This is a genomic window from Extensimonas vulgaris, from assembly GCF_003337425.1.
Classification (GTDB): Bacteria; Pseudomonadota; Gammaproteobacteria; order Burkholderiales; family Burkholderiaceae_C; genus Extensimonas; species Extensimonas vulgaris.
Window position 1 is genome coordinate 150,487 of the sequence record NZ_QPJU01000006.1, and the last position, 19,155, is coordinate 169,641.

Here is a 19,155-nt window from a genome sequence, read left to right on the forward strand (position 1 = left end):
GCTTGAAGAATGGAAGTGTCAGGCAATCTTGAAACGGGCCACGGACTGACGCAGCTCTTGCGCCAACTGCGCAAGCTCGCGCACCTGCTGCGCCGTGGCACGCGTGCCCTCGCCTGTTTGTTCGGTTACGGCGAAAATATGCTGAATGCTGTCCGCGGCCTCGTTCGCCATGACCGCCTCGCGGGAGGTGGATGAGGAGATTTGCTCGATCAGTTCGGCGAGCCGGCGCGTCACGCGGTCGATCTCGGCCAATGCAGCTCCGGCACTATCAGAAAGTCGGGCACCCTCCACCACCCCCTGCGTTGATCGTTCCATGGCGGCCACGGCATCCTGCGTGTCGGTTTGGATGGCTTTGACCAGCGCGGCGATTTGCCGCGTCGCATCGGCCGAGCGTTCGGCCAGGCGCTGCACCTCTTCGGCCACCACGGAAAATCCTCGCCCCGCCTCACCGGCCGAAGCTGCCTGGATGGCTGCGTTGAGTGCCAGCACATTCGTCTGCTCGGTAATGTCGGAAATCAATTCGGTGATTTCGCCGATTTCCTGGGAGGATTCGCCCAGGCGCTTGATGCGCTTGGATGTCTCTTGAATTTGATCGCGGATCGCGTTCATGCCGCCGATGGCATTTTGCACGGCCTGCAAGCCGGATTCTGCCGCCTGCAACGATTGGCGCGCCACGGTGGCGGATTCCTGCGCTTGGCTGGACACCGCGTTGATGCGCCCCGCCATGTCCAGAATCGCGCGTCCCGTTTCGCGGATCTCGCGCAACTGCTCGGTGGACGCTGCAAGCAACTCCGTCGAGGTGGCGTCCACCTGCGCCGTGGTTTGCGCCACACGCATCGCCATGTTCTGCACGTTTCCGACCAGCTGACGCAGTTCCTCCACGGTGTAGTTCACCGAATCGGCAATGGCGCCCGTAATGTCCTCGGTCACCGTGGCCTCTTGGGTCAAGTCACCTTCGGCCACGGCCTGCAGTTCGTTCATCAGCCGCAAAATGGCTGCCTGATTGGCATCGTTGATGCGCTTGGCCTCGCTCTCCTGGCGCAAGGCTTCTTGCTGCATTCGCTCGGCTGCGGCCTGGCGCAAACGGCTTTCGAGCAGTTGCACGCGTGCGATGCCGAAACTGCAGACGAGCACGAACAAAACCGCCAACACCAAAATGGTGATCTGCCAAATCCCCAGCCCCGATTCGGCAGAGAGTTTGGACTGCAGCGCTTCGAGGTGGCGGCGTAAAGGCTCGCTATCTGAAACGATAGCAGTTTGTGCTTGGCGGGCCGCCATGAGTCCCTGCAAATTACCCAAAATGGCGCCTGCTTGGGTGCGCGTCTGTTCGTAGCGCTGCAAAAGCATTTGCAACTGCTCGCGCGTCTGGGGATCTCGGGTCGGGTTCAAGCGCAACTGGGGGTTGCCGTCGAGCAGGCCCTGGGCGATTTCCTTGAACGAATTCAGATCCTTGCCCAGAAGAAAAATGGCTTCGGGACTCACGCCCTGCAGCGTCAGAAAATCGCTGGAGGATTTGCCTATGCGCTGTGTCAGCATCACGAGCCGGCCCGCCGCGGCAATTTCTGGCGCTGGCGCACCTTCTTGCAGTTTGAGCGAGGAAATGGTTTCTGCCAATTCGAGCAGGTCGGACGATTGACGGTCGATGGCGCGCAATGCGTCTGCAACCTGGGTGAGTACCTTGCGTTGCCCCAGAATCACCTTGGCATTGCGTTGCGCGCGATCGACCAGGGGGTTGATGGCCTCGAGCTCGGGTTTGAATGCATCGCTGAGCGCTGGCACATCGTCGAGGTCTTTGTCCCCACGGGTCAATGCACGCACATTGCGCACCAAAATTTCCGAGCTTTCCGCGATTTCGCTAAATGCCTGGGGGGTACCCACGAGTGCCTGCGTCACGGACTTCGCAAGCCGTTGCGACTGCATCAAAGCCTGACCCGTTACCTCGATTTGTCGGGCAGAGCGATGCGCCTGCTGAAGCACCCAACCGGCAATCAGTGCGAGCAGCACGACGCCAATGGCCAACAAGGCAAGCAGGCGCCGTTGATGGCGGGCAGCCGTAGCCCGCCCGAGGATTGGCAGCGCAATCAAAGCCTCTTGTGCTTGTTGTGCCGTCTCGTGGTTTCCTTCTTGCAGACTGCCACCAGGATCACCTTGGATGCTGTGCATGGTGTCGGCTTGGTAGGAGTCGAGCGTTGCCGTTGTGTCTGGAGAGGGGGTTGCAATGGGATCGACCTGCGGCTCGTCCTGCCCGGCAGCATGTTGCTGCGCTGCCGGCCGCTGGGACTTGCGTTGAAATGGTCTCCTCAATCGATCGATGATGGACATGGTCAACCTTATTGAAAGGGTTCAAGCATTGATGCTCAAAAAAGCCGGCGTCTGGGACAAACGTTGCAAATCAAGCTCCTGCCAGCGTGTGCCTTGGGCATCGACGTAAGTGGTGCCGAAAAAAGGCGGCGCATCTTGCGCGGGAGTATCGGCCGCGACGAACGCCTGCGGGCTGCGCAACCCCAGCAAACGATCCACCAGGAGTGCTGCGTTCACTTCGAGTGCGGCATTCAGAGCCAGCAAACTCGCCTCGGAAAAATTCTGCTCGGTGCGAGCCGGCACCGCTCCCAAGAACCGCGCCAGATCGACGACCCCGACCACGCTACCGCGCAAATTAGCGACGCCGAGAAACCAGTCGCAGGTATAAGGCACCTGCTGCACAGCCACCCAAGGGAATATTTCGCCTGCCTGCCCCAAAGGCAAGAGATAAAACCGCCCAGCACATTCGACGGCCAGCCAGGACGACACGAACGTGCCTTGCGCCTTGGCCGCCTCCAATCGGTCGGCCAGGCGGGCCTGCAATTCGCGCAGCACTTCACGCTTGCTCATGGGATACGCCGCTTCAGCCCAGGGCGTTGATTTTGGCCCGCAATTCCGCCGGGTCCACTGGTTTGGTGATGTAGTCGCGCGCTCCTTGACGCATTCCCCACACCCGATCGGTTTCCTGGTTTTTACTGGTGCACATGATGATGGGCACGTCTGCATAGTTGGGGTCGCGCGCAATCATGCGTGTAAGCTGAAAGCCGTTTTGCCCTGGCATTACCACATCCATGAGAATCAGGTCAGGCTTTTCCTGGGCCAGACAACGCAAGGCCTCCTCTCCATTTTCTGCTGTGCGTACCTGCAAGCCTTGTTTTTGCAGCAGATCACTTAAAAACAGCAGTTCGGTTTTCGAGTCATCGACCACCAGCACTTTGTGGATGGGCATTACATCGCTCCTTGAGGTGAATGGACAAACCGCTGCACCGCCTGCAGCAACTGGTCTTTGGTGAATGGTTTGGTCAGATATTCCTGGCATCCCACCATGCGCCCGCGCGCCTTGTCGAACACGCCGTCTTTGGAGGAAAGCATGACCACTGGCGTGTCAGCAAAACGGGGGTTGCGCTTGATGATGGCCACGGTCTGATAGCCGTCCAGCCGCGGCATCAGGATGTCGCAAAAAATCAAATCGGGGTGGTAGTCATTGACCTTGGCCAAAGCGTCGAAACCATCTTCCGCGAGCAAAACTTCATGCCCACCTTGCTTGAGAAAAATCTCGGCGCTACGGCGAATGGTGTTGCTGTCATCCACCACCAGCACCTTGAAGGTAGGGGGTTGCTTGGTAGTCAATTGCTGCCACTCCTGAAAAATGCAAACAGTGGGAAATGGCTGGATCTTATAACTGCACCATTTCGAAATCCTCCTTGCGCGCACCACATTCCGGACAAGTCCAGTTCATGGGGACCTGCTCCCAGGGCGTATGGGGGGCGATGCCGTGTTCAGGTGAACCTTTGGCTTCGTCATAAATCCAACCGCAAGTCAAACACATCCACTTTTTTGATTCCATCACGTGCTGAAGACCTCATGAGAGTCCAATGATTGGATGCCGCCAACCATTGGATGCCACCAACCATCAGTGGGAGTGTAGAGTGCAACTATGCCGGTGGAGGCAGCTGTGCCTGCGATTTGCAAGAAGGCAACGCCACAGCCCGAGGATTTTATCGACGCGATCCTCTGGGCCTGCCGGTTTTCTGGCTATAGTTTCAGACTCCTTCGTTGTGCGACGGTTCTATGACGCCATCTTCTCCTGCTTTCACGTCCGACCTGTCGCAAGCCGCGAACAGCGCAAGCGACGAGGCGCTTTTGCCTTGCGTGCTGGCTTTCAACGCCAGCGACCCCAGCGGTGCAGGCGGCTTGGCGGCCGACATCACCGCGAGCGCGAGTGTGGGGGTGCACCTGCTGCCCATCGCCACGGGCACCTACGTGCGCGACACCTCTGAAATATTCGACCACTACAGTCTCGACGACGAGGCCGTCGCGGAGCAGGCGCGCGCCATGCTCGAAGACCTGAGTGTGCAAGCCATCAAAGTGGGTTTCGTTGGCAGCCCCGCGACCCTGGGCACCATCGCCGAAATCACGGCAGACTATGACGGCGTTCCCGTGATCGCCTACATGCCCGACTTGTCGTGGTTGCGCGAGGCGCAGATCGACCCTTATCTCGACGCCTTCCGTGAGCTGCTGCTGCCGCAGACCTCGGTGCTCGTGGGCAACTACAGCACGCTGTGGCGCTGGCTGTTGCCCGATTGGGACGGCGAGCGCAATCCTTCGGCGCGCGACATTGCTCGCGCTGCCGGTGAGCTGGGCGTGCCCTACACGCTGGTCACGGGCATACCCCTGCCCGAGCAGTTCGTCGAGAATGTGCTTGCCACGCCCGACACTGTGTTGAGCCGGCAGAAATTCGAGCTCTTCGACGTGACGTTCAGCGGCGCGGGCGACACGCTTGCGGCCACGCTGACGGCCTTGATAGCATCGGGCAGCGACCTGCTCGAAGCCACGAGCGAGGCGCTTGCCTATCTCGACCGCTGTCTGGCTGCAGGTTTCAGACCGGGTATGGGCCATGTCATCCCCGACCGCATGTTCTGGGCCCAAACGGAAGAAACCGCGGACGAAAACGGCGTCGAGACATTCACTGAAGAAAGCGCGAGCTTCGAAGGCTTCGTCATCCCTCCTCATGACACCAAACACTGATTCCATCGATGCTGCGGGCGCTGACCGCAACGCCAGCCTGTTCGCCCGCGCCCAGCGCGTGATCCCCGGCGGCGTCAATTCGCCCGTGCGCGCGTTTCGGGCCGTGGGCGGCACGCCGCGCTTCGTCGCGCGCGCACAAGGGCCCTACTTTTGGGACGCCAACGGCCAGCGCTACATCGACTACATCGGCTCCTGGGGCCCGATGATCCTGGGCCATGGTCACCCTGCGGTGCTCGAGGCCGTGCAAAAGGCCGCGCGCGACGGCTTCAGTTTCGGCGCGCCGACCGAGCGCGAGATCGAGCTCGCCGAGGAAATCCTCGCGCACCTGCCCTCGATGGAAATGCTGCGCTTGGTCAGCTCCGGCACCGAGGCGGGCATGAGCGCGCTGCGCCTGGCGCGCGGCGCCACCGGGCGCAGCAAGATCCTCAAGTTCGAAGGCTGCTACCACGGCCATGCCGACGCGCTGCTGGTCAAGGCGGGCTCGGGCCTGGCCACCTTCGGCAACCCCACGAGCGCCGGCGTGCCGCCCGAGGTGGTACAGCACACGCTGGTGCTGCCCTACAACGACGTGGCACAGCTCGAGCAGGCGTTTGCCGAGCATGGCAAGGAACTGGCCTGCGTGATCCTGGAGCCCATCGCGGGCAACATGAACTTCGTGCGCGCGAGCATCCCCTTCATGCGCCGCTGCCGCGAGCTGTGCACGCAGTACGGCGCTTTGCTCATCATCGACGAGGTGATGACCGGCTTTCGCGTTGCGCTCGGCGGCGCGCAAAGCCTGTACGCGCAGGCCATCCCCGGCTTTGCGCCCGACCTCACGGTGCTGGGCAAGGTGATCGGCGGTGGCATGCCGCTCGCGGCCTTTGGCGGCAAGCGCGCGGTCATGGAGCAGCTCGCGCCGCTAGGGCCGGTGTACCAGGCCGGCACGCTCAGCGGCAACCCCGTGGCTACGGCCTGCGGCCTCGCCACGCTGCGCGAAATCGCCAAGCCCGGCTTTTATGATGCGCTCGCGCAGCGCACGCGCAGCCTGGTCGAGGGCCTTGAGGCCGCCGCCGCCCGCCACGGCGTGCCCTTTGCCGCCGACTGCGAAGGCGGCATGTTCGGCTTTTTCCTGCTGCCCGAATTGCCGCAAAACTACCAGCAAGTCATGCACAGCGACGGCGCACGCTTCAACCGGCTGTTCCACGGCCTGCTCGATCGTGGCGTGTATATCGCTCCGGCGCTATATGAGGCCGGCTTCGTGAGCGCGGCGCACAGCGAGGATGACATTGCGCAGACCCTCGCGGCGGCCGAGGCGGTTTTTGCATCGCTTCGCTAACGATAGCTGGTGGCGCTTGATGGGCGGGCGCAAAGTGCCAAAAACGCCCTAAATCCATCGATACCACCGGGGCCGGCTTGCGCCGGCACAGCGCTGCGGCTCAATGCCGGAAATGCCGCACGCCCGTGAACACCATGGCCACGCCGCGCTCGTTTGCGGCGTCTATCACTTCCTGGTCGCGCATGGAGCCGCCGGGCTGGATTACGCAGCTCGCACCCGCATCGACGACCACGTCGAGCCCGTCGCGGAACGGGAAGAACGCATCGCTCGCGACCGCCGTGCCCTGCAGGCTCAGGCCCGCGGCCTGGGCCTTGATGCTGGCGATGCGCGCCGAGTCGAGCCGGCTCATCTGCCCCGCGCCCACGCCCATGGTCATGCCGTCCTTGCAAAAGACGATGGCGTTGCTCTTGACGTACTTGGCCACGGTCCAGGCGAACAGCAGGTCTTGCAGCTGCGCGGGCGTGGGCTGCTTTTGCGTGACGACCTTGAGGTCGGCGAGCTGCAGCTCGTGGTTGTCGGCGGTCTGCAGCAGGATGCCCGAGCCCACGCGCTTGGAGTCGATGGCGTTGCGGCCCTGCTCCCACGGGGTGCTGCCGCCCGGCGGCAGGGCGATCTGCATCAGGCGCACGTTGACCTTAGGGCGGAAGATTTCGAGCGCCTCGGGCGTGAAGTCGGGCGCCATCAGCACCTCGACGAACTGCTGGACCACGGCCTGCGCCGCGGCCTTGTCCACCGTGCGGTTGAAGGCGATGATGCCGCCAAAGGCGCTCGTCGGGTCGGTCTGGAAGGCTTTGGCGTAGGCCTCGTGGGCGTCCTTGCCCACGGCCACGCCGCAGGGGTTGGCGTGCTTGACGATCACGCACGCGGGCTGCGCGAAGCTCTTGACGCATTCCCAGGCGGCGTCGGCGTCGGCGATGTTGTTGTAGCTCAGCTCCTTGCCCTGCAGCTGCCGGCCCGTGACGATGGAGCCGGGCGCGGGGTGCAGGTCGCGGTACCAGGCGGCCTGCTGGTGTGCGTTTTCGCCGTAGCGCAGGTCCTGGATTTTGACGAACTGGCTGTTCGCCTGGTCGGGGAACAGCTTGCGTGCGGGCACGTAGGTTTCGCACAGCTTTTCGGGCTCGAACTGCACGCTCGACAGGTAGTCGCTGATCGCGCCGTCGTACTGGCTGATGCGGTTGAACGCCGCCACCGCAAGGGCAAAGCGCAGCTGGTCCGAGAGCCTGCCCTGCGCCTGCAGCTCTGCGAGCACACCCGCGTACTGGTCGGCCGCGGTGACCACGCCCACGTCTTGCCAGTTCTTCGCGGCGCTGCGCACCATCGCGGGGCCGCCGATGTCGATGTTTTCGATCGCGTCGGCGAGCGTACAGCCGGCTTTGGCCACCGTGGCTTCAAACGGGTAGAGGTTGACCACGAGCAGGTCAATGGTGTCTATGCCGTGTTCCTTCAAAGCGGCCATGTGCGCGGGCAGGTCGCGGCGCGCGAGCAGGCCACCGTGCACCTTGGGGTGCAGGGTCTTGACGCGGCCGTCGAGCATTTCGGGGAATTGCGTGACTTCGGCCACCTCGGTCACGGGCAGGCCTTGGTCGGCCAGCAGCTTGGCGGTGCCGCCGGTGGACAGCAGGCGCACGCCCAGCGCGTGCAGCGCGCGGGCGAATTCGACGATGCCGGTTTTATCGGAAACGGAGATCAGGGCGTTCATGGGCAGGTGCAGTTTTTGGAGTGAAATCGGCCTCTAGCGCAGATGTATCAAGCGCAGGCAGCTATTAATACGATAGTCAGCGGAGCAACTGGTGCTCCATGAGTTTTTTGCGCAGCGTGTTGCGGTTGAGCCCCAGCCACTCGGCGGCGCGCGACTGGTTGTGGCCGGTGTGCTCCATGACCACTTCGAGCAGCGGTTTTTCGACCACGCGCATCAGCATGTCGTACATGCCGTGCGGGGTCTCGCCGTCGAGGTCGCGCAGGTAGTTTTGCAGGTTTTCCCGCACGCAATCGGCAATCGATGGTGTGCTCATGCCGCCAGTCCCTCTGTTGTAGCTATGTTGGTATGGTTTGGGTAGGCATCGCCGGGCGCGGGCAGCCGGTCCATGCGCGCGGCCAATGCGTCCAGATAGTCTGCCACGGCCTGCCACTGCGTGGCGCAGTCCTGCGCGCTGTGGATGACCTGGCGCAAAGCTGCGCCGCCGGGCAGGGTGCGCGTGTACCAGACGATGTGCTTGCGCGCGCTGCGCACACCGGTGTGCTCGCCGTAGAGCTGGTAATGGTCTTGCAGGTGCGCGAGCAGCAGCGTGCGCAGCTCGGCCACGAGCGGCGGCGCGAGCGGCTCGCCCGTGGCCAGGTAGTGGCCGATCTCGCGAAAAATCCAGGGCCGGCCCTGCGCCGCGCGGCCGATCATGAGCGCGTCGGCGCCGGTGTGGGCGAGCACGGCGCGCGCTTTGGCGGGCGAGTCTATGTCGCCGTTGGCCACCACGGGGATGCGCACGGCGGCCTTCACGGCGGCGATGGTGTCGTATTCGGCTGCGCCGCTGTAGCCCTGCTCGCGCGTGCGGCCGTGCACGGTGAGCATCTGCACGCCGGCGCTCTCGGCCGCGCGCGCGAGCGCCACGGCGTTGCGCTGCGCGGCCGACCAGCCGGTGCGCATCTTGAGCGTCACGGGCACGCCCAGCGGTGCGCAGGCGGCGACCACGGCCTCGATGATCGCGAGCGCCAGCGGCTCGTCGCGCATGAGCGCGCTGCCGGCCCACTTGTTGCACACCTTCTTGGCCGGGCAGCCCATGTTGATGTCGATGATCTGCGCGCCGCGCTCGATGTTGTAGCGCGCCGCATCGGCCATCATGGCCGCGTCGGTGCCCGCGATCTGCACCGCGATCGGCCCCGGTTCGCCCGTATGGTCGGCGCGGCGCGAGGTCTTGAGGCTGTTCCACAGATCGCGCCGCGAAGTCACCATCTCGCTCACTGCGTAGCCCGCGCCGAAGTGGCGGCACAGCTGCCGAAAAGGCCTATCCGTCACCCCCGCCATGGGGGCGACGAACAAACGGTTGGGAAGCGTATAAGGGCCGATCTGCATGGTCTTCGCGCGCAAGGGCAAACATCCCGTGCCCAAAAAAGAGGCGCGATTCTACTGCCCGGCTTTTCCTGCCTGGCAGCTCAATCGCGCCAGACCACACAGTCTGAGAACGGCGCGCGGTTCGTGCGGAAGCGGTTGGCCGGATGCTGCGCATCGGCCAACCCGAAAGAAATGCCACACACGATGGTTCGGTCGGTGCCGATGTCGAGCTCTGCGCGCAACACCTGCGGATAAGCCGCGAGTGCGGCTTGGGCGATCGAGCCCACGCCCAGACTGTGCGCCGCGAGCATGAAATTGGCCACGTAGGCGCCGCAATCGACCGCACCATAGACGCCGAGCGCCGCATCGCTCGTGACGATGGCCACGTGCGGGGCGCCAAACATGGTGTAGTTTTGTGCCGCCTGGCGCTGCGAGGCCGCGCGGTCGTCCTTGGCGATACCGAGCGCCTGGTACAGACCCCAGCCACACTCGCGCCGGCGTTGCAAATACACGCCGCGGTATTCGCTCGGCCAGGGCAGATCGGGCGCGGGCGGGGCCTGGGCGACATGCGCGAGCAGCGCCGTGCGCAGGCGCTCGAGTGCGTCGCCGCTCACGATGGTCAGCTGCCAGGGCTGCGCGTTGCACCACGAGGCCGTGCGCTGCGCGGCCTCGAGGATGCGCTCTATGGTGCTGCGCGGCAGCGGCTGCGGCAAAAACGCGCGACAGCTGTAGCGGGTTTGCAACAACTGAAGCAGCGTCTGATAGGCCGGGGGCAAAGGGGTTTCGGCAGGGGCGGTCATGGCAGCTGCGATCGCACTCCAACAAAAAAGAATCCTAACCACGACTTACGCACAGCGGGGTCAGGCAAGGCGCTCGCTGCATGGCACGACACTTTGCTGCATCCTTGATGGCGTAAGTCCAGCGAACAAACGTTGGTAAGGGTGCGGGATCATAGCGGCTCCCGCGCACGCACGCGTGACACGCCAGCCGTAGCCGAGTCGCCCGTTCGGCCAAGCCGGGTGCGTGGTTGACGCGACCCAGGCGTGCGGCAAGAATGCAGCGCATGAATGCTCCTTCTGATGCGTTGGCGGCGCGGCTCGCTGCCCTGCCCGTGGCGGTGGCGGTCGAGCTGCCCGGCGGGAAAAAACTCGGGGCACCGCCCGCAGCAGCGGCCGTCGTGTTGCGCGTGCGTGAGCGCAAAGCCGCGCTGGCGCTGGCCACGGGTCAGATCGGCTACGTGGGTATGGCCATCGTCGAGGGCCAGGTCGAAGTCGACGGCACGATGCGTGACCTCATGGCCGCGGCAGCCGGATTGCTGCCGCACAGCCCCATCCAAGGCAAGCCCAGCGCATGGCGGCGGCTGCTCGGCTGGTTGCGCTCGCGCACGGCACACACCCTGGCGGGGGATGCGCGCAACATTCAGTTCCATTACGACGTTTCGGACGACTTCTACGCGCTCTGGCTCGACCCGCGGCGCGTGTATTCGTGCGCCTACTTTCGCACGCCCGACATGACGCTTGCGCAGGCGCAAGAAGCCAAGCTCGACCACATCTGCCGCAAGCTGCGTTTGCGCCCGGGCGAGCGTTTTCTGGACATCGGCGCGGGTTGGGGCGGGCTGCTGCTCTGGGCGGCAGAACACTATGGTGTCGATGCGACCGGCATCACGCTCTCGCACAACCAGCATGCCTACGTGCAGCAGCGCATCGCTGCGCTCGGATTGCAGGGGCGCGTGCGCATGGAGCTGCGTGACTATCGCGAACTGCAAGTGGCGCAGCCTTTCGATGCGGTGGCTTCGGTGGGCATGTTCGAGCACGTCGGCCGGCTGCACATGACGCAATACTTCGACACCGTGCGTCGCCTGCTGCGCCCCGGCGGCCTGCTGCTGAACCACGGCATCACGGCCGGCGGGGTCGAGAACTCCGAACTCAGCGACGGCATGGGCGAATTCATCGAACGCTACATCTTCCCTGGCGGCGAGCTGATGCACGTCAGCGCAGTGTTGCGCCACATGGCCCTCGCCGGCCTCGAGATGGTCGATACCGAAAACCTGCGTCCGCACTATGCGCGCACGCTCTGGGCCTGGTCGGACGGCCTCGAAGCGCAGTTGCCCAAAGCGCGCACGGTGCTTGCAGGCAAGCACGGCGTCGAACGCGCGGAAAAAATCCTGCGCGCCTACCGCCTTTACCTCGCCGGTTGCGCCTTGGGTTTCGAGCGCGGCTGGACGGCGCTCTACCAAATGCTCGCGGCGCATCCCGACGGTCGCATGGAAACGGGCAGCCTGCGCGGTGCGCAGTCCGAGTACCCGTTTACGCGCGACTATATGTACGCGGCGCGCCCCGCTTCCACGCCAACCACGCAAACGGACTGACGCTATGTTGTATCGCTTCAAGTCGCGGGCCACGGCCGATCTGATCATGCTGGAGCCGCACGCGCGGCGCGTGCTGCAGATCATCGGAAAAGAGCCGGGCGTGCCCGGCATCCTGACCGTCGAAGAAATCCCGCGCGCGATCGCCGCGCTCGAAGCGGCGGTAGCCGCTGAAGAAGCCCTCATCGCAGCGCAAAAACAAGCGGCCCAAGAGCACGGCGAATCCCCCGGCGAGCAAACCGAGCCCGCCGAAGAACCCATACGCTTGCGCCAGCGCGTGGCGCCGCTCATCGACATGCTGCGCCGCAGTGCTGCAGAAGGGCGCGAGGTGACCTGGAGCGTGTGAGCTTCGGGTCGCCTGGGGTTTGCGAAACCTCGATTACGCAGAGCGCGGCAGCAGCTCGGCGAGCGAGTCTATGTAGCCGTCGGCCGGCACGCTGCGCGCGGGCTGGCCGTGGTTGTAGCCGTAGGTCACGAGCACCACGGGGCAGCCTGCGGCGCGCGCGGCCTGGGCGTCGTTGCTCGAGTCGCCCACCACGAGCGTGCGCGCGGGCGCGCTGCCCAGCGCTTCGCAGGTCTTGCGCAGTGGCAGCGGGTCGGGCTTTCTGGCGGCAAAGCTGTCGCCGCCGAACACCTGCGCAAAGTACGGCGCCAGCCCTTTGGCCGCGAGCAGCGTGCGCGCGAAGGCCAGCGGCTTGTTCGTGAGGCACGCCAGGCGCAGGCCCGCGCCGTGCAGCGCCTGCACGCCTTGCAGCGCGCCGGGGTAGAGCTGCGCGTGCTGGCCGTTGATGGCCGCGTAGTGGCGCTGGTAGCTGGGCCAGGCGCGCGCGTACAGCGCCTCCACGGTTGCATCGATTTCAGGAGCTGCTTGCGCTTGTCCTGTCTGCGTCAACACGTGTTTGAGCACCGAACGCAGCAGGTGTTCGGAGCCTTTGCCTATCATGGTCGCGACGCAGGCGGGCGCGATGGGCGGCAGGCCCAGGTCGTGCAGCATGCGGTCGAGCGCGACGCTGAAGTCGCCCAGCGTATCGACGAGCGTGCCGTCGAGGTCGATGATGGCCGCGTCCCAGGCGGCGCGCTCGAGCGGGATCGCGATCATGCGGCGCGCGGGGTGGCGGAGGTGGCGGTAGCGGGCGCGGCAGTAGACGGCGCTTGTGCGAGCTGCGCGCGCATGGCCGCGATCACGGCGCGGTAGTCGGGCTGGCCGAAGATGGCGCTGCCCGCGACGAAGGTGTCCGCGCCCGCGTCGGCCACGCGGCGAATGTTGTCGGCCTTGATGCCGCCATCCACTTCGAGGCGGATGTCCTTGCCGCAGGCGTCTATGCGCCGGCGCGCGGCCTCGATCTTGCGCAGCGCCGAGTCGATGAAGCTCTGCCCGCCAAAGCCGGGGTTCACGCTCATGATGAGGATCAGGTCTATGTCTTCGATCACCCAGTCGAGCACGTCGAGCGGCGTGGCGGGGTTGAACACCAGCCCGGGCTTGATGCCGCGCGCGCGGATCGCCTGGATGCTGCGGTGCACGTGGCGCGAGGCGTCGGGGTGGAAGCTGACATAGTCGGCGCCGGCCTCGGCAAAGGCCGCAGCCAGCGCATCGACGGGCTCCACCATCAGGTGCACGTCAATGGGCACGGGCGCGCCCGCCGCGGTGCGCGCGTGCGGCTTGAGCGCCTGGCAGACCATGGGGCCGAAGGTGAGGTTGGGCACGTAATGGTTGTCCATCACGTCGAAGTGGATCCAGTCCGCGCCGGCGGCGATGACCTGGCGCAATTCCTCGCCCAGATGGGCGAAGTCGGCAGAGAGGATGGAGGGGGCGATGCGGTAGGTCGTGCTCATGGCGCGATTGTCGCAGCCGGGAAGATCGACCGACGGTCTAGGAGCCTGTCGGACTTTGGAATCGTCGGCTGCGAAAGCGCCGCAGCGGCCCATTTTTTACCGGGTTCTTGCCCCATAGCACCACTATGGGGCGGCGAATCCGGCAAAAACTGGCCTCGCTGTGGCACCTTCTCGCTTTCGACGCCCAAAGTCCGACAGGCTCCTTGGGACGCTCGTCAGGCATGGCGCCCGGGTAGAAAGCTGCTGATGAAGTCCAGAAACGCGCGCACGCGCGCCGGCATCAGCTTGCGCGAGGGCACGGCGGCGTAGATGGTCGAGCGGCCGAAGATCCACGCGGGCAGCAGGCGCACGAGCGCGCCGCTTTGCAGATCAGGCGCGACGAGCAGGTGCGACAGCACCGCCACGCCCGCACCATGCAGCGCTGCGCGGTACAGCACCTCGAAGCTCACCGATTGCAGCACCACGGGCATCTCTACGTGCACGGGCTCGCCCGTGCCGTCGGCGCGGCGCAGCGGCAGGTAGCGCCGGCTCGTGCCGCCACCCTGCTGGCGCAGGAATTTGAGGTAGTCGTGGTGCGCGAGGTCTTGCGGCTGTTGCGGCGTGCCCGCGCGCGCCAGGTACGCGGGCGCGGCGCAGACGATGAACTCGGTCGTCGCGAGGGGCCGCGCGACCACGTTGGCGTCGAATCCCTCCTCGACGGTCATGAAGGTCACGTCGAACTCTTCCACGTGCAGGTGCGGGAACGGTTCGACGACGATCTCCAGCGCCACTTTGGGGTACTGCTGGTGCCATTGTGCGATGTGCACGGCCAGGAAGTACGAGGCCAGCAGCGGCGAGGCCTGCACCCGCACCATGCCTTGCAGGGTTCGCGCGCTCGCGCTCACTGCAGCCTCGGCGTCCTCGATTTCCTGCAGGATGCTGCGCACGCGCCGCAGATACGCCTCGCCCGCGTCGGTGAGCGCGAGCTTGCGCGTGGTGCGCTGCAACAGCCGTGCGCCCAGGTGCTGTTCCAGATCCGCCACGGCGCGTGTCACCGCGGCCGGCGACATCTCGAGCGCCCGCGCTGCCGCGGCAAAACTGCCCTCGTCGGCGACGCGCTGGAACACCTGCATCTCTGAAAGTCTGTCCATTTGGTTGAACCCAGATTGTCCATTAGGCGGTGCTGCGCACCTACGCGGGCGTTGGCGGACGTCTGCCGGTCATTTTGGCCGCGGCTTCGGCGTCCATGGCACTGGCCATGGACTTCTCACCCGCGACCAAACTGCCGCGCCAGCCGCCTCGCCACCATCCCGCGTCCTAATGAACAATCTGGGTTGAACAAATGTTCGGATAAAAAGTCATTATTGCAAATGACGCAATACTGAATTGCGGCTTGCCTGGTTTTGAAAGCCTAGGGTTTTCCCTAATATTCGGGGCGTTGATGCATCGCAACCCATGAGTCGATGCACCGATGCCGGCAAGCAGGGGCCATCGCCCACCGGCGTTACCACAGCCAACCGCTTTGAAAGGATTGCATCATGAACAAGAAAATTCGCCTCACCACCCTGGTGCTCGCTACGGGTTTGCTCGCTGGCTCTTCGGCTTTCGCCCAGCTGACGCGCGATCAAGTGATCGCCGACCTGATCGAAGCCCAACGCACGGGCAATATCGTGACGGGCCTCGACGGCAACAAGAAGCTCAATGAGCTCGAACCCGTGCGTTATGCCCAGGCTGCACAACCCGCAGCAAGCAGCGCCACACGCGCCCAGGTGCGTGCAGAACTCGTCGAAGCCCAACGCACCGGCGACGTCCCCACGGGCCTGGACGGCAACAAGAAGCTCAACGAGCTCGAGCCCGTGCGTTATGCAAACCAGCAAGCCACCGAGGGCAAGACGCGCGCTCAGGTCCGTGCCGAGCTGATCGAAGCCCAGCAAAAGGGTGAAATTGTGACCGGCCTCGACGGCAACAAGACGCTGCGCGAGCTCGATCCCGTGCGCTACCAACGTGCCGAGCAAGCGCTGGCCCAATCTGGCGCAAGTGCCGAGGGCACCGCAGTGACGGACGCAGGCAAAGACAGCCAAGCCCCCAAGGGCCTGTAATCTTTCCTGTCCCCGCAGCGCAAACCACGGTTTGTGCCGCACAGCCCGAAGGGCTCCCAGCACTGGGGGCCCTTCGCTGCGTTTGGGGGCTTTGGCAGCACCAGGGCAAAGCCGGACTTCACCAAACCCCGGCCCCATTTACCCCCGCTTTACGCCTGCTTCAAAGAGGCGCACGCCAGCGGTGCGATCATCGCGAAAGACCGCTCTACACTGCTACGCCATGAGTTCCCAACTGCTGATGATCGAAGACGATGCGCGCCTCGCGCAGATGGTCGGTGAATACCTGGGTCAGTCGGGCATGCAGGTGCTGCACTGCGCCGACGGCGCGAGCGGCCTGGCGCAGCTGCAGGAGCCCGGTTTCAACGCCGACCTGGTGATTTTGGACCTGATGCTGCCCGACATCGACGGGCTCGAGGTCTGCCGCCGCATCCGCGCGCTGCCCGGCGCGGCGGCGCAGGTACCCATCCTCATGCTCACGGCCAAAGGCGACCCGATGGATCGCGTGATCGGCCTCGAGATCGGCGCCGACGACTACCTGCCCAAGCCCTTCGAGCCGCGCGAGCTGCTCGCGCGCATCCGCGCCGTGCTGCGCCGGCGCACGCCGGGCAGTGCGCCCGCGGCGCAGGTGCTGCGTTTTGGTTCGCTCGAAATCGACCGCGATGCGCGCAGCGTCACCGTGGGCGGCAAGCCGGCCGAGCTGACTTCGTACCAGTTCGACCTGCTCGTGGCGCTGGCCGAGCGCGCGGGGCGCGTGCTCACGCGCGACCAGATCATGGAGGCCGTGCGCGGGCGCGAGCTCGAGGCCTTCGACCGTTCGATCGACGTGCACATGGGGCGCATCCGCGCCGCGATCGAGGCCGACCCCAAAAACCCGCGCCGCATCCTCACGGTGCGCGGCGTGGGCTACGTGTTTGCGCGCCAGCAGGATTGAGTCCGCAGCGTCTTGGCCATTGCGTCCATGCCCGTGCTCTTTTCTGGCCCCTTCCCCAGTCCGTTCTCGCGCCGCCTCTATCTGCGCCTGTGGCTCGCGGTGGTCGCGGCCGTGGTGGTGCTCACGCTGGTGGTGGGCCTGGCCTGGCACATCGCCGCCGAGCATTGGGCGGCCGAGCGCCTGGCCGCCGAGCAAAGCGGCGCGCCGGTGCAACCGCCGGGACGCGCGCTGCGCCTGCTCGACGCACAAGGCCGGCCCGTGCTCGCGGGCCTGGCCACGCGCGTGCCCGCACCGCCCGGAGAAAAGCTGGAGCTGCGCATCGAAGCCGAAGACGGCCGCACCTACCGCCTCGAGCTGGCGCCACGCCCCGACCGCGGCCCCGGGCACGCGCCGCCGCCCGGTGCTTTTTGGCTGCGCCCGCCGTTTGGCTTCGTGTGGATGCTGGGGATCGTGGGGCTGGCCGTGGCGCTGGGCATGTTCCCCATCGTGCGGCGGCTGTTGCAGCGGCTCGAGGTGCTGCAGCGCAGCATGAAGCGCTTTGGCGACGGCGACCTGGCCGTGCGCGCGCCGGTGCAGGGGCGCGACGAGGTGGCCGACCTGTCGCGCCAGTTCAACGCCGCGGCGGCGCGCATCGAGGCGCTGGTGCAGTCGCACAAGTCGCTGCTCGCCAACGCCTCGCACGAGCTGCGCTCGCCGCTCACGCGCATCCGCATGGGGCTGGAGCTCATGGCTGGCGAGCAGCCGGCGCCTGCGTTTCGCGCTGAAATTTTGCGCAACATCGCCGAGCTCGACCAGCTCGTCGATGAAATCCTGCTCGCGAGCCGCCTGGACGCGCGCGAGGCCGACGTGGGTACTTTCGAGCACGTCGATCTGGTCGGCCTGGCCGCCGAGGAATGCGCACGTGTGGGTGCCGAGCTGCACACCGAAGCCGCGGCGCTCGAAGTCGAGGGCGTGGCCAAGCTGCTGCGCCGCGCGCTGCGCAACCTGCTCGAAAACGCACGCCGCTACAGCCAGGGCGAGATCACCGTGAGCGTGCAGCGCCAGGGCGCCATGGCCGAGCTGCGCGTGTTTGACCGTGGCCCCGGCGTGCCCGAGGACTTGCGCGAGCGCATCTTCGAGCCCTTTTACCGCCTGCCGGGCGCGAGCGAGCGCGCGGGCGGCGTGGGCCTGGGCCTGGCGCTGGTGCGCTCGATCGCGCGCCGCCACCACGGCAGCGTGCACTGTGAGGCCAACCCCGGCGGCGGCGCCTGCTTCGTGCTGCGCCTGCCGCTGCAGCAGCCGGCGCGCCAGGCATCTGCAGCGCCGGCCCACGCAGGTGCAGCGCGGGCGCCCACGGCACAATGACAGCGCGCCACGCCTTGCACGGCATGGGCATTTTTCACCCCTTCCTTTTTGCAAACCCATCATGAGCCTGCTTTTCTCCCCCTACCAGCTGGGCCGGCTGACGCTGCCCAACCGCATCGTCATCGCGCCCATGTGCCAATACTCGGCCGAGGACGGCAACGCCAGCGACTGGCATGTCATGCACTTCGGCCGCATGGCCTTGTCGGGCGCCGGGCTGTTCATCATCGAGGCCACGGCCGTCGAGCCCGTGGGGCGCATTTCGCCGCGCGACATCGGGCTGTGGTCGGACGCGAACGAGGCCGCGCTCGGCCGCGCGTTGCAGGCGGCGCGCGCTTATGCACGCATGCCCATAGGCATTCAGCTCGCGCACGCGGGGCGCAAGGCTTCGACCGCGGCGCCGTGGGAGGGCGGGCGCACGCTCACGCCGCAACAGGGCGGCTGGCAGGTGGTGGCGCCGTCGCCGCTGCCTTTCGATCCGCAGGACGCGGCGCCGCAGGCGCTCGACGAGGCCGGCATCGAGCGCGTGGTGGCGGCGTTCGCGCAGGCCGCGCGGCGCGCTGAGCGCCTGGGGCTGGACTTGATCGAACTGCACGCCGCGCACGGCTATCTGCTGCATGAGTTCCTCTCGCCGCTGTCCAACCAGCGCAGCGACGCCTACGGCGGTGCGCTCGAAAACCGCATGCGTCTGCTGCTGCGCGTGTTCGACGCAGTGCGTGCGGCCGTGGCGCCGGACTTCCCCGTGGGCGTGCGCATCTCGGCCACCGATTGGGTCGAAGGCGGCTGGGACGTGGCGCAGAGCATCGAGCTCGCGCGCCGGCTGCACGCGCGCGGCAGCGCCTACGTGCATGTGTCGAGCGCGGGGCTGGCGCCGCAGCAGCAAATCCCGGTCGGGCCGGGCTACCAGGTGGCGCTCGCGCAGCAGGTGCGTGCGGCCACGGGCGCGCCCACGATCGCCGTGGGCCTGATCACCGAGGCGCAGCAGGCCGAGACCATTCTTGCGAGCGGCCAGGCCGACCTCATCGGCATCGCGCGCGGCATTCTCTACGACCCGCACTGGCCCTGGCACGCGGCCGCTGCGCTCGGCGCGCGCGTGCAGGCGCCGCCGCAATACTGGCGCGCCCAGCCGCACGGGGTGAAGGACTTGTTCCTCAAGTGAAAAACAGCTAAACGCCCGTCCCTCGGGCGCTAGATGCTCTC

General features: G+C 65.8%; 20 protein-coding genes. 8 read left to right on the forward strand and 12 right to left on the reverse strand.

The genetic code is table 11. The features are described 5' to 3' along the window. Positions 1–18: 18 nt before the first annotated feature. From DFR45_RS09955 to DFR45_RS09975, 5 genes are read right to left on the reverse strand one after another with little or no spacing between them, the layout of a single operon-like run. A complete protein-coding gene (locus DFR45_RS09955; protein ID WP_114483578.1) occupies positions 19–2,322 on the reverse strand; it encodes a methyl-accepting chemotaxis protein in 2,304 nt (767 codons plus the stop codon). 21 nt (positions 2,323–2,343) lie between these two features. After that, a complete protein-coding gene (locus tag DFR45_RS09960) occupies positions 2,344–2,871 on the reverse strand; it encodes a chemotaxis protein CheW (protein ID WP_114483579.1) in 528 nt (175 codons plus the stop codon). 13 nt (positions 2,872–2,884) lie between these two features. Then, positions 2,885–3,250: a response regulator gene (locus tag DFR45_RS09965; RefSeq protein WP_114483580.1), complete on the reverse strand. Its 366-nt coding sequence runs from the start codon at positions 3,248–3,250 to the stop codon at positions 2,885–2,887. Then, entirely contained in the window at positions 3,250–3,651 is a 402-nt protein-coding gene (locus DFR45_RS09970; RefSeq protein ID WP_114483581.1) for a response regulator, read from the reverse strand. Before DFR45_RS09970 ends, DFR45_RS09965 begins: the two co-directional genes overlap by 1 nt. 46 nt (positions 3,652–3,697) lie before the next feature. Further along, positions 3,698–3,868, reverse strand: coding sequence for a rubredoxin (locus tag DFR45_RS09975; protein ID WP_114483582.1), 171 nt, complete (start codon positions 3,866–3,868; stop codon positions 3,698–3,700). Positions 3,869–4,092: 224 nt separating this feature from the next. Here DFR45_RS09975 and thiD point away from each other — a divergent pair, with 224 nt between their 5' ends. Then, entirely contained in the window at positions 4,093–5,049 is a 957-nt protein-coding gene (thiD, locus tag DFR45_RS09980; protein ID WP_114483583.1) for a bifunctional hydroxymethylpyrimidine kinase/phosphomethylpyrimidine kinase, read from the forward strand. After that, a complete protein-coding gene (hemL, locus tag DFR45_RS09985; protein ID WP_114483584.1) occupies positions 5,033–6,364 on the forward strand; it encodes a glutamate-1-semialdehyde 2,1-aminomutase in 1,332 nt (443 codons plus the stop codon). Before thiD ends, hemL begins: the two co-directional genes overlap by 17 nt. Positions 6,365–6,464: 100 nt before the next feature. Here the strand turns inward: hemL and purH are convergent, their stop codons facing one another. The 4 genes from purH to DFR45_RS10005 form a co-directional block, all read right to left on the reverse strand. Beyond that, the gene (purH, locus tag DFR45_RS09990; protein ID WP_174564680.1) at positions 6,465–8,069 is read right to left on the reverse strand and encodes a bifunctional phosphoribosylaminoimidazolecarboxamide formyltransferase/IMP cyclohydrolase; all 1,605 of its coding nucleotides are present in this window, start codon (positions 8,067–8,069) and stop codon (positions 6,465–6,467) included. A gap of 70 nt (positions 8,070–8,139) precedes the next feature. Further along, positions 8,140–8,376, reverse strand: a complete 237-nt coding sequence (locus tag DFR45_RS09995; protein ID WP_114483586.1) for a Fis family transcriptional regulator — start codon at positions 8,374–8,376, stop codon at positions 8,140–8,142. After that, positions 8,373–9,428: a tRNA dihydrouridine synthase DusB gene (gene dusB / locus DFR45_RS10000; protein WP_114483645.1), complete on the reverse strand. Its 1,056-nt coding sequence runs from the start codon at positions 9,426–9,428 to the stop codon at positions 8,373–8,375. The genes DFR45_RS09995 and dusB overlap by 4 nt, the downstream gene beginning before the upstream one ends. Positions 9,429–9,508: 80 nt before the next feature. Continuing rightward, entirely contained in the window at positions 9,509–10,207 is a 699-nt protein-coding gene (locus DFR45_RS10005; protein WP_114483587.1) for a nitroreductase, read from the reverse strand. A gap of 263 nt (positions 10,208–10,470) precedes the next feature. Here DFR45_RS10005 and DFR45_RS10010 point away from each other — a divergent pair, with 263 nt between their 5' ends. Together DFR45_RS10010 and DFR45_RS10015 are read left to right on the forward strand one after the other, a co-directional pair. Then, complete coding sequence (locus DFR45_RS10010) at positions 10,471–11,775, forward strand: class I SAM-dependent methyltransferase (protein ID WP_174564677.1); 1,305 nt, start codon at positions 10,471–10,473, stop codon at positions 11,773–11,775. Positions 11,776–11,779: 4 nt separating this feature from the next. After that, on the forward strand, positions 11,780–12,118 hold the full coding sequence (locus DFR45_RS10015; protein WP_114483589.1) for a DUF1840 domain-containing protein: 339 nt from the start codon (positions 11,780–11,782) through the stop codon (positions 12,116–12,118). Between the two features lie 33 nt (positions 12,119–12,151). Here DFR45_RS10015 and gph read toward each other — a convergent pair whose 3' ends face one another. From gph to DFR45_RS10030, 3 genes are all read right to left on the reverse strand, one after another. After that, complete coding sequence (gene gph / locus DFR45_RS10020; RefSeq protein WP_114483590.1) at positions 12,152–12,871, reverse strand: phosphoglycolate phosphatase; 720 nt, start codon at positions 12,869–12,871, stop codon at positions 12,152–12,154. Further along, the gene (rpe, locus tag DFR45_RS10025) at positions 12,868–13,605 is read right to left on the reverse strand and encodes a ribulose-phosphate 3-epimerase (RefSeq protein ID WP_114483591.1); all 738 of its coding nucleotides are present in this window, start codon (positions 13,603–13,605) and stop codon (positions 12,868–12,870) included. The genes gph and rpe overlap by 4 nt, the downstream gene beginning before the upstream one ends. A 215-nt stretch (positions 13,606–13,820) precedes the next feature. Continuing rightward, a complete protein-coding gene (locus DFR45_RS10030) occupies positions 13,821–14,735 on the reverse strand; it encodes a LysR family transcriptional regulator (protein WP_114483592.1) in 915 nt (304 codons plus the stop codon). Positions 14,736–15,122: 387 nt separating this feature from the next. Here DFR45_RS10030 and DFR45_RS10035 point away from each other — a divergent pair, with 387 nt between their 5' ends. From DFR45_RS10035 to DFR45_RS10050, 4 genes are all read left to right on the forward strand, one after another. After that, positions 15,123–15,683 (forward strand): DUF4148 domain-containing protein, encoded by a 561-nt coding sequence (locus DFR45_RS10035; RefSeq protein WP_114483593.1) that lies wholly within the window; start codon positions 15,123–15,125, stop codon positions 15,681–15,683. Positions 15,684–15,903: 220 nt separating this feature from the next. Then, a complete protein-coding gene (locus DFR45_RS10040) occupies positions 15,904–16,614 on the forward strand; it encodes a response regulator transcription factor (protein WP_114483594.1) in 711 nt (236 codons plus the stop codon). A 27-nt stretch (positions 16,615–16,641) separates the two neighbouring features. Next, entirely contained in the window at positions 16,642–17,958 is a 1,317-nt protein-coding gene (locus tag DFR45_RS10045) for a sensor histidine kinase (RefSeq protein WP_114483595.1), read from the forward strand. Between the two features lie 61 nt (positions 17,959–18,019). Further along, positions 18,020–19,114, forward strand: a complete 1,095-nt coding sequence (locus tag DFR45_RS10050) for an NADH:flavin oxidoreductase/NADH oxidase (protein ID WP_114483596.1) — start codon at positions 18,020–18,022, stop codon at positions 19,112–19,114. Positions 19,115–19,155: the final 41 nt, after the last annotated feature.